We start from the raw sequence: 14,604 nt of genomic DNA, 5'->3' as shown, positions 1-14,604 counted from the left end.
AAGATTTTCTTGTGCGAGACAGCAAATACTATCGTTTGCGCTGGCGCCTTGGTTGGCGGAAAGTCGCTGCTTTTCAGGAGCACGCATCCCCATGATTCAACGACGTCAATTCGCAGGCGCCCTTCTTCTTCCGCTGGCCGCCGTTTCCTTCGACATCCACGCCGACGGCCGCAAGGGCGGCCTCGCGCAGCAGGTCGCCGACATCGAGAAGAAGACCGGAGGACGTCTCGGCGTTTCCGTGCTCGACACCGCGAACGGCCGGCGCGCCGGGCATCGCCAGGACGAGCGCTTCGCGCTGTGCAGCACCTTCAAGTTTCTGGCCGCGGCGCTGGTGCTGGCACGGGTGGACCAGGGCAAGGAGAGGCTGGACCGCCGTGTGGCCTACTCGCGCGACGAACTCGTGACCTATTCGCCGGCCACCGAGAAGCACGCCGGCACCGACGGCATGACCATGGCCCAGCTGTGCGAGGCCGCGGTCACGCTGAGCGACAACACGGCGGGCAACCTGATGCTCGCGAGCTTCGGCGGACCTGCCGGCCTTACTACCTTCATGCGATCGCTGGGCGATGCGCACACGCGGCTGGACCGCATCGAGACAGCGCTCAACGAAGCCCGCGCCGGTGATCCGCGCGACACCACCACGCCGGCCGCGATGGTCGACAGCATGCAAAAGATTCTCTTGGGCAGTGCGCTCTCGCCCGCCTCGCGCGCCCAGTTGCTGCAATGGCTGGACGACAACAAGACCGGCGGCCAGCGCATCCGCGCCGGCCTGCCGGCGGACTGGAAGGTGGGCGACAAGACCGGCACCGGCGAGAACGGGGCCACCAACGACGTCGCGATCCTGCGCCCGCCGGGACGCGCGCCCATCCTGCTGTCGGTCTACCTGACGGAAACGAAGGCCTCGATGGCCGATCGCAATGCGGCGCACGCCGCCGTCGCAGCCGCGGTGGTGCCCTGGATCACCGGCGCCTGACGACGCGCCTGTAGCCCCAGGCATCGAGCGCGCGCCCTCCCCCGCTCACTCGGCCTTCACGCCCGCCGTGCGGATGACCTTGCCCCACTTCTCGGTCTCGGCCGCGATGAAGGCATCGAACTCCTCCGGCGTGCTGCCGGCGGGGAAGGTGCCCATCGCGTCGAGCTTCGCGCGGGTCTCGTCGCTCTTGATGATCCGGGCCACCTCGTCCGACATGCGCTTGACGATCTCGCGCGGCGTGCCCGCCGGCGCCAGCACGCCGGCCCATGTGCTGCCCGTGAAGCCGGCGAAGCCCTGCTCGATGAAGGTGGGCACCTCGGGCACGGCCGGCAGCCGGCGGTCGCTGGCCACGCCGATCAGGCGCACCTTGCCGGCCTTGCCCTGGTTGATGAGCCCGGTCGGCGCGTCGAAGAAGAGCTGGATCTGCCCGCCCATCAAGTCGGTCAGTGCCGGCACCGCGCCCCGGTACGGGATGTGGATCATGTAGGTTTTCGTCAGCGACTTCCACAGCTCGGTGGTCAGGTGCGCGGCCGAGCCGTTGCCGGAGGAGCCGAAGCTGACCTTGCCCGGATTCGCCCGCGCATAGTCGATCAGCTCCTTCGCGGTCTTGAAGGGCGCGTCGTTGTTCACCGCCGCGAGCAGTGGCGAGATACCCAGCAGCGAGACGCCGGCGAGGTCCTTCCTGGGGTCGTAGGGCAGCTTGGGGTAGAGCGTGGTGTTGGCCGCGTAGGCCGCAATCACCACGCCGAAGGTGCTGCCGTCGGGCGCCGACTTGGCCAGTGCATCGACGCCGATCAGGCTGTTGGCGCCGGGCTTGTTGTCGATGAGCACCGGCTGCCCCAGCCGCGCAGTAAGCCCAGGCTGAACCAGGCGCGCCATCTGGTCGGTGAAGCCGCCCGGGGTGTACGGCACGATGATGCGGATCGGCTTGCCGGGCCAGGTGGCTTGCGCGAAGCCGGGTGCCGCAATCGACACTGCGGCCGCGGCGGCTGAGAGGTGGAAGGCCCGGCGGGACAAGGGTCGAGTTGGCATGAGGCTCTCCGGTGGAGCGGCCATTCTGGGAGGTGGCGCCGGCCGGCTTCCTCAGGGTTTGCCCGCCGCCGCGTGTCCTGCGGCACCCATTCGCGCGGGTCCTCAGCCCTTCCTGCCGCCGAACACCACGAGCGCGCCGCCGACCACGATCGCGGCCACGCCGGCCCAGGTCGGGAAGTTGATGGTTTCCTTCTCCTTCACCGACAGCTCGATCGGGCCGATCTTGGCCTGGTGCGTTTCCTTGGTGAAGCTGAAGCCGCCGAGGCCGATGGCGGCGATGCCTGCGACGATCAGGATGAGGCCGATGATTCGTGTTGCGTTCATGGTGTCGTGCTTCCCCGTGGTTTGAAGTGGATGCCCGACTGTAGCCGCCGCGCGGCACTCCGCGGCTCAGAGCGCCTGCACGTCCGCGACCGGGCTGCCGCGGTGCAGCCACTCGGCCAATTCGTCCGCGAGTCGGCGCGCTTCCTGCGCTGCCGTGCCCCAGGCCTTGATGCGCGCCGGCGAATCGTTGGCGTAGCGCAGGAAGTCGTTGCGGTCGGGAAGCTTGGCGTTGGGCAGCTTGCGCACCCACTCCGAATCCGGCGCGAGCACCACCGTGCGCTCCAGAAAGCGGGTGGGCTTGTGCCGCCACTTGAGCCCCTTGTCCAGCCAGCCCGGCACCACCGCCTTCTGGAAATGCGGGTACAGCACCACGCCGTCGGCATTGCCGTAGTTCAGGTGCAGGTGGTAGTCCGTGATGCCACCATCCCAGTAGGCGCCCGGCGGCGCCCCCGGGATGTCGTGCACCGCCTCGAGCATGAAGGGAATCGAGCACGAGGCCTGCAGCGCGAGCTCGAAGTTGGCCTCGTCCAGCGCGACCTGGCGGGTGCGGAAGTCCTGCGTGCCAAAGGGCAGCGCCGCACCCGGACTGGAGAAGACCACGCGCTCCAGCCACGCCCCCAGGCCCTTGCGGTGCACGCTGTTGGTGATGAAGGCGCCGAGATAGCCGGCCGGGGTGCGCGCCCTGCCCTCGCGGCCGAGGATGTGGCGCCCGCGCGCAGTGATCACATGCAGCCGGTAGCGCGAATGCGCGAGCACCTCGCGCGTACGGCCGCCATAGAAGTCGCGCAGCCCCTCGCTGAACTTCGCGCTGACCTGCCGTGCGCTCATGCGCTTCTGACCGGCCGGCACTTCGAAATGCTGTTGGATGTAGCCCTGCTCGAATTGCTCGAAGGCCGTCTTCGGATCGCTCAGGCACGCGCTGGCAAGCCGCCACGCGCCGATGGAGGCGCCGACCAGGTCCACCGGCTGCGTACTCTGCGGCAGCCACTGGCCGAACAGGAAGCGGTCGATGGGCCCGAGGATCAGCCCCTTCGGCCCGCCAGCCGCGCCCGGGACGGTGCGCACATCCTGCGGCGCCAGCCCGTTCGCGGCAATGTGCCCGCGCGCCGCCGGGCCCGCGTAGATGCGCAGGGCCTTCATCGCTTGCCGACGAGCACCCCGAGGCCAAGCACCTGCAGCAGCCAGCCGATGACGAGGCCGCCGAGCATCGTTGCCGCTACCACGACGACCAGGCCCCAGGCTCCCGCATGGGACACGGCGAATGCCGTGAAGCCCGTGCTCCTGCTGACCTCCAGCATCGCGACGTTGGCCACGTAGATCGCGAAGGTGTTCCTGCCGATGAAAGCGACCACCCTGCCCAGCACACCAGGCCGCCGCGGCGGCGCGCGGTCGGCCGCGACGGCACTCATCAGCAGCAGCAGGGAGGCGAGGGTTACGGTCAGGGCCAGGTATGCCGAGTGCTCGGCGAACAGCCGGCTCTCGATGGGCGCCGCGAGCAGCAGCAGCACGGCGACGATGCCAAGGCCCGGCTTGCGGCCGAACTCGCCGCGAGCGAGCGCGATGCCCATCGCCACATAGGGAATCCAGTAGATGAAGAGCCGGTCGCCGACCGCCGAGATCCACCGGTTCTCGAAGAGCCAGTAGCCCGCGACCACGTTCAGCGCCACGCCGGCCGCGATCACCGGCAGGGTCGGCGCCTCGGCCACCCAACGCCGCAACAGCGGAAAGAGCAGCGTGAGCTGGAACAGGATCACGAAGTAGTACTGCCCCGACCAGCCGTAGCCTCCGAACCACCCGCCGACGATGGTGTGCAGCGGGGTGGCGTCCCAGCGGCCGTCGTAGAACTTCTCGATGTAGAGCAGTGTCCAGGCGATGTAGGCCACGCCCAGCTCCACCAGGCGCTGGCCCAGGTAGGCCAGGTGCGTCTCGGGCCCGCGGCGCGTCAGGGCCTTTTCGAGGTAGTAGGCCCACAACCCGATGAACACGGGCACGCCGAAGCGGTACACGTCCTCGAAGGGCAGGCCCGCGTGGATGCAGACCACGCCGACGATGGCGGCGGCCTTCAGGTAGTCCGCGTGCAGGTCGCGGCTGCCGGCCGCCGCAGCGCTTCGCGCCGGCAGTACATCGGCGCGGTCGACCAGCGGGCGAAGGTCAGGTTGCGGGCTTCCCATTGCGTTCCTAGGGCTTGCGCAGGCCCTGCAGCTTGGCGAAGGCGCTGGCCATCTGGCCGGCGGGCTGCGGCGAGTTGTCGCGGCGCGGGCCCTGCTGTCCGCGCCCGGCGCCTTCGAAGCGGTTCTCGCGCGGGCCGTCGCGGCGGCCGGGCGCCGCGTCCAGCTTCATCGAAAGCCCGATGCGCTTGCGCACCACGTCCACTTCCATCACCTTGACCTTCACGATATCGCCGGTCTTCACCACCTCGCGCGCGTCGTTGACGAACTTGTGCGAGAGCTGGCTCACGTGCACGAGGCCGTCCTGGTGCACGCCCAGGTCGACGAAGGCGCCGAACTGGGCCACGTTGCTCACCGTGCCCTCGAGCACCATGCCCTCCACCAGGTCCTTGATGTCCTCGACGCCGTCGTTGAAGCGCGCGACCTTGAAGTCCGGACGCGGATCGCGGCCCGGCTTCTCGAGCTCGCCGAGGATGTCCTTCACCGTGATGACGCCGAACTTCTCGTTGGCGAAGAGCTCGGGCCTGAGGGTCTTGAGCATCTCGGCACGGCCCATCAGCGCATCGATGGGCTTGCCCGTCTTCTCGATCATCTGCTCGACCACCGGGTAGGTCTCGGGGTGCACGCCCGTCATGTCCAGCGGATTGGTGCCGCCGCGGATGCGCAGGAAGCCCGCGCTCTGCTCGAAGGTCTTGCCGCCGAAGCCCGTGACTTCGAGCAACTGCTTGCGCGTGGCGAAGGCGCCATTGGCCTCGCGCCAGCGCACCACGGCCTTGGCGACGCCCGCGGACAGGCCGGAGACGCGCGACAGGAGCGGCACGCTCGCGGTGTTGAGGTCCACCCCCACGGAGTTCACGCAATCTTCGACCACGGCATTCAAGGTACGCGCCAGCTCGCTCTGGTTCACGTCGTGCTGGTACTGGCCGACGCCAATGGATTTGGGATCGATCTTCACCAGCTCGGCCAGCGGATCCTGCAGGCGCCGCGCGATGCTGGCCGCGCCACGAAGGCTGACGTCGACGTCAGGCATTTCCTGCGATGCAAACTCGCTGGCGGAATAGACGGAGGCACCCGCCTCGCTCACCACCACCTTGTCGACCGCGAGCGGCGGCGCGCCGGCCTGCTCGGCCATCTTCGCGAGCAGCTTGATCAGGTCCGCCGCCAGCTTGTCGGTCTCGCGGCTGGCGGTGCCGTTGCCGATGGCGATCAGGTTCACGCCGTGCTTGGCGCACAGCTTGCCCAGCGTGTGGAGCGAGCCTTCCCAGTCGCGCCGCGGTTCGTGCGGGAACACGGTGGCCGTGTCGACCAGCTTGCCGGTGGCATCGACCACCGCGACCTTCACGCCGGTGCGAATGCCCGGGTCCAGGCCCATCACCACACGCGGGCCGGCCGGTGCGGCCAGCAGCAGGTCGCGCAGGTTGTCGGCGAAGACCTTGATGGCGACCTTCTCGGCCTCCTCGCGCAGCCGCGAGAACAGGTCGCGCTCGGTCGAGAGCGAGAGCTTCACGCGCCAGGTCCAGGCCACGCACTTGCGGATCAGGTCATCGGCCGCGCGGCCTGCATGGCTCCAGCCCAGGTGCAGCGCGATCTTGCCTTCGGCGATCGACGGCTTGCCAGGCTCGGGCTCGACAGGCAACACGAGCTTGGCGTCGAGGATGTCGAGCGCCCGGCCGCGGAACACGGCCAGCGCACGGTGCGACGGCACGCGGCCGATAGGCTCGTCGTAGTCGAAGTAGTCGCGGAACTTGGCGACGTCGGCGTTGTTCTCGTCCTTGCCCGCCATCAGGCTGGACTTGAACAGGCCCTCGGCCCACAGCCATTCGCGCAGACGCTGCACCAGCACCGCGTCCTCGGCCCAGCGCTCCGAGAGGATGTCGCGCACGCCGTCGAGCACGAGCTGCACGGTCGAGAAATCCAGACCATCGGCCGCGGGCTTGACGAAGGCCGCGGCCTCCTCGGCCGGGTTCAGCGTCGGGTCGGCGAAGAGCTTGTCGGCCAACGGCTCGATGCCCGCCTCGCGCGCCATCTGCCCCTTGGTGCGGCGCTTGGGCTTGTAGGGCAGGTACAGGTCTTCCAGCTCCTGCTTGGTCGGCGCGGCATCGATCGCGGAGTGCAACTCGGGCGTGAGCTTGCCCTGCTCCTCGATGCTCTTCAGCACCGCCGCGCGCCGCTCCTCGAGTTCGCGCAGGTAGGCGAGGCGTGCCTCCAGCTCTCGCAACTGCACATCGTCGAGTCCATCGGTGGCTTCCTTGCGGTAGCGCGCGATGAAGGGCACGGTGGCGCCGCCGTCGAGCAGATCGACGGCGGCCTTCACCTGGTGCTCGCCGACCTTGATTTCGGCGGCGAGCTGGCGAATGATTTTCTGCATGTCTGGGGGAAGTTCGCTACGGAAGCCGCGCGGGCGCCCGCGGGTGGCGAGAAGAAGAGAAAAACGAAGCGGGCAAGTTTGCCATAGGGCGCGGATCGCCTCGCCTGAGGACCCGTGCACATTGCAACAGCTCTTGTGTGCGCGATGCGTCTTCAGGCGCCTTGCTGGCCGCTACGCGACGCGGCGCTGCGCCGACGCAGACGCCAGCGGCGTCAATGCATCCAGGATGGCCCGCACCCGTGCCGGCACCATCCGGTTGGCCGGCATCACCGCGTGAATCGGCGTGCTGGGAGGCCGGCAGTTCGGCAGCAGCTCGATCAAGGTGCCGGCAGCCAACTGGCGGTTCACCATGTAGTCGGGCAGTTGCGCGATGCCCAGCCCCAGCTCGGCAGCCTGGGCCATGGCCTCTCCATCGGAAAACCGGAACTGGGCCACGGCGCGGAAGTCGCGCTGGCGCCGCCCTTCGCGAAAGTGCCAGACCTGATCGCGGCCGCTGGTCGGCATGCGAAACAGGATGGCCCGGTGTCCGGCCAGGGCCGACACATCCTCGGGGCGGCCCTGGGCATCCAGATAGGCCGGCGCGGCGCACAAGACCCAGTCCTGGCTCGCGATGCGCCGCGCTACCAGGCGCGAGTCCGACATGGCGCCGATGCGGATCGCCAGGTCCACGCCCTCCTCCACCAGATCGACAAAGGCATCCGACAGCCGCACATCCAGCCGCAGTTCAGGGTGCTTGGCCGCGAGCTGGACGATCGCGGGCATCACGCGCTCGCGACCGAACACCACGGGCAGGTCGACCCGCAAGGTTCCGCAGGGCTTGGTGTGCGTGCCCAAGGCCTCGGCCTGAAGCTCTTCGAGCTCGGCGATGACCCGCTGGCAGCGGTCGAACAGCCGCTCGCCATCGGAGGTCAGCGTCACGCGCCGCGTAGTGCGATGAAAAAGCCGCAGCCGCAGCGTCGATTCGAGCCGGCCCACGGCCTTGGCGACCGTCGAGGGCGTGGTCCCGAGCTCTCGCGCCGCGGCGGCGAACGAGCCGTGCTTGACGGTCTCGGTGAATGTCAGAAGCCACTCCATTCCCAGCATTCCAGTCCTCCCTATTGCAGAAATTTATTCCTCAGTGTCATGCCTGAGGTGCGCATTCTCAATCAGGGTTGACGAGCGCAAACTGCCGGCCTTCAGCGCACTCGAGGCAGCAGTCTTCGCGGCCTCGCAACATCACGGCAAATCAGGGAGACCTCATACATGGACACGTTCATCGATGATGAGCATGAGTCGAAGCTCGTCCTGGCGGCGACACGCGGCGAGCTCAGCGCCCAGGCCCTCGTCGCGCTCGCCAGCGGCGCGGCAATGGTGCTGCACATACGCGGCTTCGTCGACCCCAGCACCTGCGCGCTGCTGGCGCAGCGTGCCGAGCACCTGGGCTATTCGTCCTACCTGAACGTGCCGAGCGTACGGCGCATCGGCATGGCGTATTACGAGACCGAAGGCAAGCCCGAGCTCATCGACAGCTACTTCGCCTCGGCGTCACAGCATCTTTCCGACTTCAGGCGCGCCTGCGCGCCCTTCTGCTCGCCGATCGACACCTTGCGCTGCACGCTCGATGAAATCTGGCCGCATGGCGCGCGCCTGCAGTCGCTGGGCGGCCGCAAGATGTTCGTCGGCCTCTCGCGCAGCGTGGAGCCCGGCACCACCTTCCTGGCACACCACGACATCTTCGCGGAAGACGCCCCGGGACAGCCCGAGGCCACCAGCCTGAGTGCCCAGTTCGGCGCCAACATCTACATGCAGATGCCTGGTGCCGGTGGCGCGCTGCTGATGTGGAAGAAAGAGATTGCGCCCGCAACCTTCAACAAGATGCGGGGCGAGAACTACGGCATTCCCATTGATCGACTGGGCCCGCCGGATGTCAGGGTGCGGCCGGCGCCGGGCGACCTCCTGATCTTCAACTCCCGAAAGATGCATGCCGTTTCGCCAGGCACCGGGCGCAGCCGCTTGGCGTTGTCCTGTTTCGTCGGCTACCGCGGCGAATCCAATCCCCTGAGTTTCTGGAGTTGAAGCCCCATGTCCAACATTACCGAAGAAAAGCCCCGCGATCTGCTCACGCTCTCCGGTGGGCTGAGCCACGAGGCCCTGCAGGCCCTGACGCGCCGCGAAGCACTGATCGTGCGCATACCCGGCTTCATCTCGGCCGGCGTGTGCCACCTGATCGCGCGCGGCCTGCTGCGCCACGGATATGACGACTACCTCAATGCGCCGGCCGTCGGTCGTATCGGCATGTCCTTCTTCGAGACCGGCGGCAACCGCGAGGTCATCGACCAGTACTTCGCCACCGCGCTTCCCAACATCCGCCTCCTGCGCAATGCATGCGCGCCCTACCAGTGCCCCATCGACGTCTTTCGATGCGTCGTCGACGAGCTCTGGCCCTCGGGCGCAAGTCTTCAGAGCCTGTCGGGCGCAAGATGTTCGTCGGTCTGTCACGCAACATGCGGCCCGGCGCACCGCTGCTGGCGCACCACGACCTCTTCGCGCGGCTGGCACCCCATGCCCCCGAGGCCAACGACCTGCTGATGCAGATGGCGGTCAACATCTACGTCAATGTGCCGCAGCACGGCGGCGAGCTCATGATGTGGCGCGACGAGATCACCGATGCGGAATTCCTGCGTCGACGCGGCGACAAGTACGGCATGGACATCGAGCCGCTGGGCCCGCCCGACATCGTCGTGAAGCCGCAACTGGGCGACCTGATTCTCTTCAATGCGCGCAAGCTGCACGCCGTGGCGCCTGGCGCCGGCTCCGACCGGCTGACCCTGTCTTCGTTTCTCGGCTTCCGTGGCGATGCCCAGCCGCTGACCTTCTGGAGCTGAGGACAGATGACGCCAATGACCAGCGGCCGGGCGCTTGTCGTCTTCGCCGTCTTTGCACTGGGCTATTTCCTCTCGTCATTGGTGCGCGGCGTGACGGCGACACTGGCGCCCGCACTGACCCAGGAGTTCGCGCTCTCGTCGAGCCAGCTCGGGCTGCTCGGCGGCGCCTACTTCCTGGGCTTCGCGATGCTGCAGTTGCCGTTGGGCAACTGGCTCGACCGCTTCGGCCCTCGCCGCGTGTTGAGCTTCTCCCTGGCGGCGGCAGCGCTCAGCTGCATCGCCTTTGCGATGGCGGATGGCTTCGTGTCCTTGCTGCTGGCGCGCTTCATCTGCGGCGTGGGCGTGAGCGCGTGCCTGATCGCGCCGCTCACCGGCGCACGCCTGTGGTTGCACGGCAGCCAGCAACAAAGCGCCAATGCATGGATGCTGATGGTGGGATCCCTGGGTCTGCTGAGCGCCACGCTGCCGGTGCAATGGGCCCTGCCGCTCTACGGCTGGCGCTCGCTGTTCCTGGTGCTCGCGCTCTTCTTCGCGCTGACGGTGCTGGGAACCGCATGGCAAGTGCCGGCCATGCCCACCCCGCCGGCATCCACGCGGCGCGGCAGCCTGTTCGCGAGCTACGCGCCCATCTTCGCGAATCGCTACTTCCGCCGCATGGCGTGGGTCGGGTTCGTCAACTACGGCGTCCTGGTGGCGGTCCAGACCTTGTGGGCGGGCCCCTGGATGACTGCGGTGGCCGGCTACTCCGCCGCAGACGCCGCGCGCGGCCTGTTCGCGATGAACCTGACGATGCTCTTCGTGTTCTGGTTCTGGGGGTTGGCCACCCCCCGTCTGCATCGGGCGGGGCTGAGTGCGGAGCGCATCATCCTGCGCGGCTTGCCCTTCGGCTTCATCGCGCTTGTGGCCATCGCCTGGCTCGGGCCGCGCGCAGGCTGGGAGGCGTTTGCCGTCTACTGCGCGCTGTCGAGTGTTCTGGCGCTCACGCATCCTGCCGTCGGCATGGCCTTTCCCGCGCACGAGGCCGGACGCGCCATCTCGGCATTCAACCTGCTGCTGTTCGCAGGCGTCTTCGCCACCCAGTGGTGCGTCGGCGCGGCTCTGGACCGGCTCCAGGCAGCGCATTGGCCAGTCGTCGATGCCTACCGCGCGGTATTCGCGGTTCTGGCGCTGGCCTGTTGCCTGAGCTACCTCTGGCTGCTTCAAGGCATGAACACTGAGAGACCGGTGCCAGCGAACGCCTGACAAAGTCCAGGCACACAACAGGAAGGAGCACCGGCGGACCCCGCCGAGCTCACGGCAGATCGGTATTGAGCCACACGTGGTGTTCAGAGTGACTCGCGCGAAAATTTTCACCCGGGTAGATTGCGAAATGTGTTTCGCCCGGGTATTATTCGCGCCATGTCCTCTGTTGCCGAGCCCACCCTCACCGCCTTTGCCAACTTCGAGCGCATCGCCGCCGGCCCGCGCGCCGAGGTCGTCGCCCAGCTGCGTGCACGAACCGATGCCCAGTCGGTCTTCGTCTTCGACGACAGCACCGGGGAGCGCCTCGATCTCGACCTGCGCGAAGACGTGCGCGCGGCTTCGGAAGGCCCCGCTGCCGACGAGCAAGCCACCCGCGGCGTCGGCCGCCCCAAGCTGGGCGTGGTCGCCCGCGAGGTCACGCTGCTGCCCCGCCACTGGGACTGGCTCAGCCGCCAGCCCGGCGGCGCCTCGGTGGCGCTGCGCCGGCTGATCGACGAGGCCCGCCGCGTCCATGCCGACGGCGACGCGCAGCGCGCCTCGCGCGAAGCCGCCTACCGCTTCATGAGCGCCATCGCGGGCGATCTGCCGGGCTTCGAGGAGGCGGCGCGCGCACTGTTCGCCGGCGAGGGCGCGCGCTTCGCGGAGCTCGTGTCTGCATGGCCCGAAGACGTGCGCGCGTACCTGCAGCGGCTGGCGGCAGCGGCGTGGAGCGGCCAATGAGCGGCGCCGTGCCTGCTCGGCCGATGGAGGCCGAAGACGTGGAACACGCCGGCGAGATCGCCGCGCCACCGACGACGGTGGCAGACCCGGCTCCGCCGCAGATCGCCTCGAAGGCCAATCCGCGCGCCGCGGCCATGGCTTCACGCCCGCTGTGGAAGACCTTCCTCGTCTTCCTCGCGCCCATGCTCCTGAGCAACATCCTGCAGTCGCTCTCCGGCACGCTCAACAACGTGTACCTGGGCCAGATGATCGGCGTGGGCGCGCTGGCGGCGGTGTCCAGCTTCTTCCCCGTGATGTTCTTCTTCATCGCCTTCACCATCGGCCTCGGCGCCGGCGCCTCGGTGCTGATCGGCCAGGCCTGGGGTGCGCGCGAGCCCGAGAAGGCGCGCGCCGTGGCCGGCACCACGCTGACGGTGGGCGTGCTGTTCGGGCTGTGCGTCGCGGTCTTCGGCGGCGCCTTCACGCAGCCGATGCTGGCCGCGCTGGGCACGCCGCCAGACATCCTGGCCGACGCCACTCGCTATGCACGCATCATCCTGATAGCGATGCCGGGCCTCTTCGTGTTCCTGCTCTCGACCGCGATGCTGCGCGGCGTGGGCGACACGGTGGCGCCGCTCTATACGTTGATCATCTCCACCGCGCTGGGGCTGGTGATCACGCCGGCACTGATCCGCGGCTGGTTCGGCCTGCCGCAGATGGGCGTGGCCAGCGGCGCCTGGGCCACGGTGATCTCCTTCGTGGTCGCGACGACGTGGCTCGCCTTCCACCTGCGGCGCAAGAAGAGCCCCCTCGCGCCCGACGCCGGCTTCGTGCGGCACCTGCGCGTGCGGCCGGCGCTGCTGAAGGCGGTGCTCAAGGTCGGCGTGCCGACTGGCGTGCAGATGATCGTGGTCTCGCTGGCCGAGCTCGCCCTGCTCTCCTTCGTCAACGCCTACGGCTCGGAAGCTACCGCGGCCTACGGCGCGGTGAACCAGGTCGTCGCCTACGTGCAGTTCCCGGCCATCTCGATTGCCATCGCCGCCTCGGTGCTGGGTGCGCAGGCCATCGGCGCCGGCCAGGTGCAGCGCCTGGGCGCCATTGCGCGCACCGCGCTGATGATGAACGTGGTGCTGACCGGCGGGCTGGTGCTCCTGGGCTACCTGTTCTCGCGGCCGCTGATGGGCTTCTTCATCACCAGCGAGCCCGTGATCGAGGTGGCGCAGACGCTGCTGCACATCATGCTGTGGAGCACGGTGATCTTCGGTATGGGCGCGGCCCTGTCGGGAATCATGCGCGCCAGCGGCTCGGTGCTGGTGCCGACCTCGATCTCGATCTTCTGCATCGCATTGATCGAGGTGCCGGTGGCATGGTGGCTCAGCCATCGCATGGGGCTCAACGGAATCTGGGTGTCGTACCCGGTGGCCTTTGCCGCAATGCTGACGCTGCAGGCGAGCTACTACCGGTTCATATGGCGCAAGAAGGCGATCCGGCGGTTGATCTGAGCGAGCGTTCCTAGTCGAACACTTCATCCCCCGTAGGCTCATAGTGCGGCACTGCATTCATGTCGTGCCGCAGCTTCGACAGTTCCCAATACATCCGCCGGCGCGCCCGGCTCTGGTTGCCCAGCGGCCGATGCTCGGCAATGGTGTGCCAGGGGTTGTACGAGAGCTTCTTCGCGAATTCCATCTGCGCGGGTGAATCGAAGCTCTGCTTCGGGATGCGCAGCGTGGCCACGCTGACGCGCGGCGACAGCTTCTCTGGCCACAGCACGCCCGCGTTCTCGATCGGCATCCGGTGCGGGTCGGTCTGCATCTGCAGGCGGATGTCGAACTCCACCTCTTCCCTGCCCAGGGTCGCGGCCATGGCCTGGCGCAGGTAGTCGTCGGGCGGACGCAGCGGCAGGCGGGGAATCGGCGTGCGCTTCGTCGACTTCGGCCATACCGAGTACTGCATCGCCTGCCCTTCGCCCAGCAGGTACGGCACGCAGCTGAAATACGGCGCCTCCAGGGGGCTGGACTGCGTCTTGATGAAGAGCGACTGCATGACCAGGTCGAGCACGTGCGACTCGCGCAGGTTGACGAAGTAGAAGATCTGCGCGTTCTTCACGCTCTCGATCTGCAGCGCAGCGTTGGCCTTCACGTCGGGCGTGACAAAGGTGGGCGTGGAAACGCCGAACATGTCGAGCGTGTGCTGCTCCTCCTCCATCAACTTCGGGCCCGGCACGCCCATGAGCTTGATGCTGATGCTCATGAAGCCCACGTCCTCGATGTCCGGCGTGATGTAGGGACCGGGGCCCGAGAAGCGCACCCAGGCCCGGAAGCGCTGGGGCCTGGCGTAGATGCCCCTCTTCATGTGCGCCGGGATGTCGTCATGCACGACGAACTCGCCGCGCACGATGCCCTGGGTCTTGGTGTTGCCGCCGCGCTCGAAGCCGCCGGGCTTCCACAGGTCGCGCATCTGCTGCGTGAAGCTGCGCACGATCGAGTCGACGAACGCCTCTTCGCCGGGCAGCAGTCTCTCTTCCGCAATCGCGAGGCCTTCGTTCGGGCGGCGGCTGTTGATCAGCGCCGTGGTCAGGCGCGCCAGCGGGTCGCGCAGCAGCGCGTCGAAGGCCGGGCGCACGAAGGGGTCGAAGCGGCGCTCCAGGCGCAGGAGTGCCATGCCGGAGTCGCTGACGAAGTTCTTCAGCGCCGAGCCGGTGTTGGCGCGTGGTGCGGGGCGGCTCGCGTTCGAGTTGGTCATCGAATGTCCTCGCGCTTGGTTGTCGCTGTTGCCTCTCTGGCTCCCTCCCCCTCTCTGACTCCCTCCCCTGCCGGGGGAGGGTTGGGGTGGGGGCACTCGGTTCGTTTGATTTCGTACGTTGCTGTTGTGTTGAGTGCGGAGCCGGGAATTCGCCCCGGCGGGCGAGTCACTTTCTTTGTCTCGCCAAAGAAA

At 67.9% G+C, this 14,604-nt stretch carries 14 protein-coding genes; 7 read left to right on the top strand and 7 right to left on the bottom strand.

Annotated features, from left to right (window positions below):
* The first annotated feature begins 91 nt into the window (after positions 1-91).
* Positions 92-973: a class A beta-lactamase gene (bla, locus tag ACMGEZ_RS06210; RefSeq protein WP_436821386.1), complete on the top strand. Its 882-nt coding sequence runs from the start codon at positions 92-94 to the stop codon at positions 971-973.
* Between the two features lie 45 nt (positions 974-1,018).
* On the opposite strand, the gene ACMGEZ_RS06205 is transcribed toward bla, so the two are convergent.
* From ACMGEZ_RS06205 to ACMGEZ_RS06180, 6 genes are all read right to left on the bottom strand, one after another.
* Entirely contained in the window at positions 1,019-2,005 is a 987-nt protein-coding gene (locus tag ACMGEZ_RS06205) for a tripartite tricarboxylate transporter substrate binding protein (RefSeq protein ID WP_436821385.1), read from the bottom strand.
* A 102-nt stretch (positions 2,006-2,107) separates the two neighbouring features.
* Positions 2,108-2,329, bottom strand: coding sequence for a hypothetical protein (locus ACMGEZ_RS06200; protein WP_436821384.1), 222 nt, complete (start codon positions 2,327-2,329; stop codon positions 2,108-2,110).
* A 66-nt stretch (positions 2,330-2,395) separates the two neighbouring features.
* A complete protein-coding gene (locus ACMGEZ_RS06195) occupies positions 2,396-3,469 on the bottom strand; it encodes a patatin-like phospholipase family protein (protein WP_436821383.1) in 1,074 nt (357 codons plus the stop codon).
* Positions 3,466-4,500, bottom strand: coding sequence for an acyltransferase family protein (locus tag ACMGEZ_RS06190; protein WP_436821382.1), 1,035 nt, complete (start codon positions 4,498-4,500; stop codon positions 3,466-3,468). Before ACMGEZ_RS06190 ends, ACMGEZ_RS06195 begins: the two co-directional genes overlap by 4 nt.
* Before the next feature lie 7 nt (positions 4,501-4,507).
* Entirely contained in the window at positions 4,508-6,865 is a 2,358-nt protein-coding gene (locus ACMGEZ_RS06185) for a Tex family protein (RefSeq protein WP_436821381.1), read from the bottom strand.
* Between the two features lie 171 nt (positions 6,866-7,036).
* Positions 7,037-7,939, bottom strand: coding sequence for a LysR family transcriptional regulator (locus ACMGEZ_RS06180; protein WP_436821380.1), 903 nt, complete (start codon positions 7,937-7,939; stop codon positions 7,037-7,039).
* Positions 7,940-8,107: 168 nt separating this feature from the next.
* On the opposite strand from ACMGEZ_RS06180, the gene ACMGEZ_RS06175 reads away from it, so the two are divergent.
* The 6 genes from ACMGEZ_RS06175 to ACMGEZ_RS06150 all read left to right on the top strand — a co-directional run bounded on the left by ACMGEZ_RS06175 (position 8,108) and on the right by ACMGEZ_RS06150 (position 13,172).
* Positions 8,108-8,920 (top strand): 2OG-Fe(II) oxygenase, encoded by an 813-nt coding sequence (locus ACMGEZ_RS06175; RefSeq protein WP_436821379.1) that lies wholly within the window; start codon positions 8,108-8,110, stop codon positions 8,918-8,920.
* A 6-nt stretch (positions 8,921-8,926) separates the two neighbouring features.
* Positions 8,927-9,433 (top strand): hypothetical protein, encoded by a 507-nt coding sequence (locus ACMGEZ_RS06170; protein WP_436821378.1) that lies wholly within the window; start codon positions 8,927-8,929, stop codon positions 9,431-9,433.
* A complete protein-coding gene (locus ACMGEZ_RS06165; protein WP_436821377.1) occupies positions 9,325-9,729 on the top strand; it encodes a 2OG-Fe(II) oxygenase in 405 nt (134 codons plus the stop codon). The genes ACMGEZ_RS06170 and ACMGEZ_RS06165 overlap by 109 nt, the downstream gene beginning before the upstream one ends.
* Before the next feature lie 6 nt (positions 9,730-9,735).
* Positions 9,736-10,971: an MFS transporter gene (locus tag ACMGEZ_RS06160; protein WP_436821376.1), complete on the top strand. Its 1,236-nt coding sequence runs from the start codon at positions 9,736-9,738 to the stop codon at positions 10,969-10,971.
* Positions 10,972-11,127: 156 nt separating this feature from the next.
* A complete protein-coding gene (locus ACMGEZ_RS06155; RefSeq protein WP_436821375.1) occupies positions 11,128-11,691 on the top strand; it encodes a DUF2239 family protein in 564 nt (187 codons plus the stop codon).
* Positions 11,692-11,825: 134 nt separating this feature from the next.
* Complete coding sequence (locus ACMGEZ_RS06150; RefSeq protein WP_436821771.1) at positions 11,826-13,172, top strand: MATE family efflux transporter; 1,347 nt, start codon at positions 11,826-11,828, stop codon at positions 13,170-13,172.
* Between the two features lie 10 nt (positions 13,173-13,182).
* On the opposite strand, the gene ACMGEZ_RS06145 is transcribed toward ACMGEZ_RS06150, so the two are convergent.
* Positions 13,183-14,412: a catalase family protein gene (locus ACMGEZ_RS06145; protein WP_436821374.1), complete on the bottom strand. Its 1,230-nt coding sequence runs from the start codon at positions 14,410-14,412 to the stop codon at positions 13,183-13,185.
* Between the last annotated feature and the right edge of the window lie 192 nt (positions 14,413-14,604).

It is taken from the genome of Variovorax stachyos (assembly GCF_051400855.1).
Lineage (GTDB): Bacteria > Pseudomonadota > Gammaproteobacteria > Burkholderiales > Burkholderiaceae_C > Variovorax.
Note: the sequence above shows the minus strand (reverse complement) of the source record. Positions and strands in the feature narration are given on the sequence as shown.

Bases quoted from the DNA above. Each gene is read 5' to 3' on its own strand.
- bla (WP_436821386.1), top strand. From the start codon at position 92: ATGATTCAACGACGTCAATTCGCAGGCGCCCTTCTTCTTCCGCTGGCC.
- ACMGEZ_RS06205 (WP_436821385.1), bottom strand. From the start codon at position 2,005: ATGCCAACTCGACCCTTGTCCCGCCGGGCCTTCCACCTCTCAGCCGCC.
- ACMGEZ_RS06200 (WP_436821384.1), bottom strand. From the start codon at position 2,329: ATGAACGCAACACGAATCATCGGCCTCATCCTGATCGTCGCAGGCATC.
- ACMGEZ_RS06195 (WP_436821383.1), bottom strand. From the start codon at position 3,469: ATGAAGGCCCTGCGCATCTACGCGGGCCCGGCGGCGCGCGGGCACATT.
- ACMGEZ_RS06190 (WP_436821382.1), bottom strand. From the start codon at position 4,500: ATGGGAAGCCCGCAACCTGACCTTCGCCCGCTGGTCGACCGCGCCGAT.
- ACMGEZ_RS06185 (WP_436821381.1), bottom strand. From the start codon at position 6,865: ATGCAGAAAATCATTCGCCAGCTCGCCGCCGAAATCAAGGTCGGCGAG.
- ACMGEZ_RS06180 (WP_436821380.1), bottom strand. From the start codon at position 7,939: ATGGAGTGGCTTCTGACATTCACCGAGACCGTCAAGCACGGCTCGTTC.
- ACMGEZ_RS06175 (WP_436821379.1), top strand. From the start codon at position 8,108: ATGGACACGTTCATCGATGATGAGCATGAGTCGAAGCTCGTCCTGGCG.
- ACMGEZ_RS06170 (WP_436821378.1), top strand. From the start codon at position 8,927: ATGTCCAACATTACCGAAGAAAAGCCCCGCGATCTGCTCACGCTCTCC.
- ACMGEZ_RS06165 (WP_436821377.1), top strand. From the start codon at position 9,325: ATGTTCGTCGGTCTGTCACGCAACATGCGGCCCGGCGCACCGCTGCTG.
- ACMGEZ_RS06160 (WP_436821376.1), top strand. From the start codon at position 9,736: ATGACGCCAATGACCAGCGGCCGGGCGCTTGTCGTCTTCGCCGTCTTT.
- ACMGEZ_RS06155 (WP_436821375.1), top strand. From the start codon at position 11,128: ATGTCCTCTGTTGCCGAGCCCACCCTCACCGCCTTTGCCAACTTCGAG.
- ACMGEZ_RS06150 (WP_436821771.1), top strand. From the start codon at position 11,826: ATGGCTTCACGCCCGCTGTGGAAGACCTTCCTCGTCTTCCTCGCGCCC.
- ACMGEZ_RS06145 (WP_436821374.1), bottom strand. From the start codon at position 14,412: ATGACCAACTCGAACGCGAGCCGCCCCGCACCACGCGCCAACACCGGC.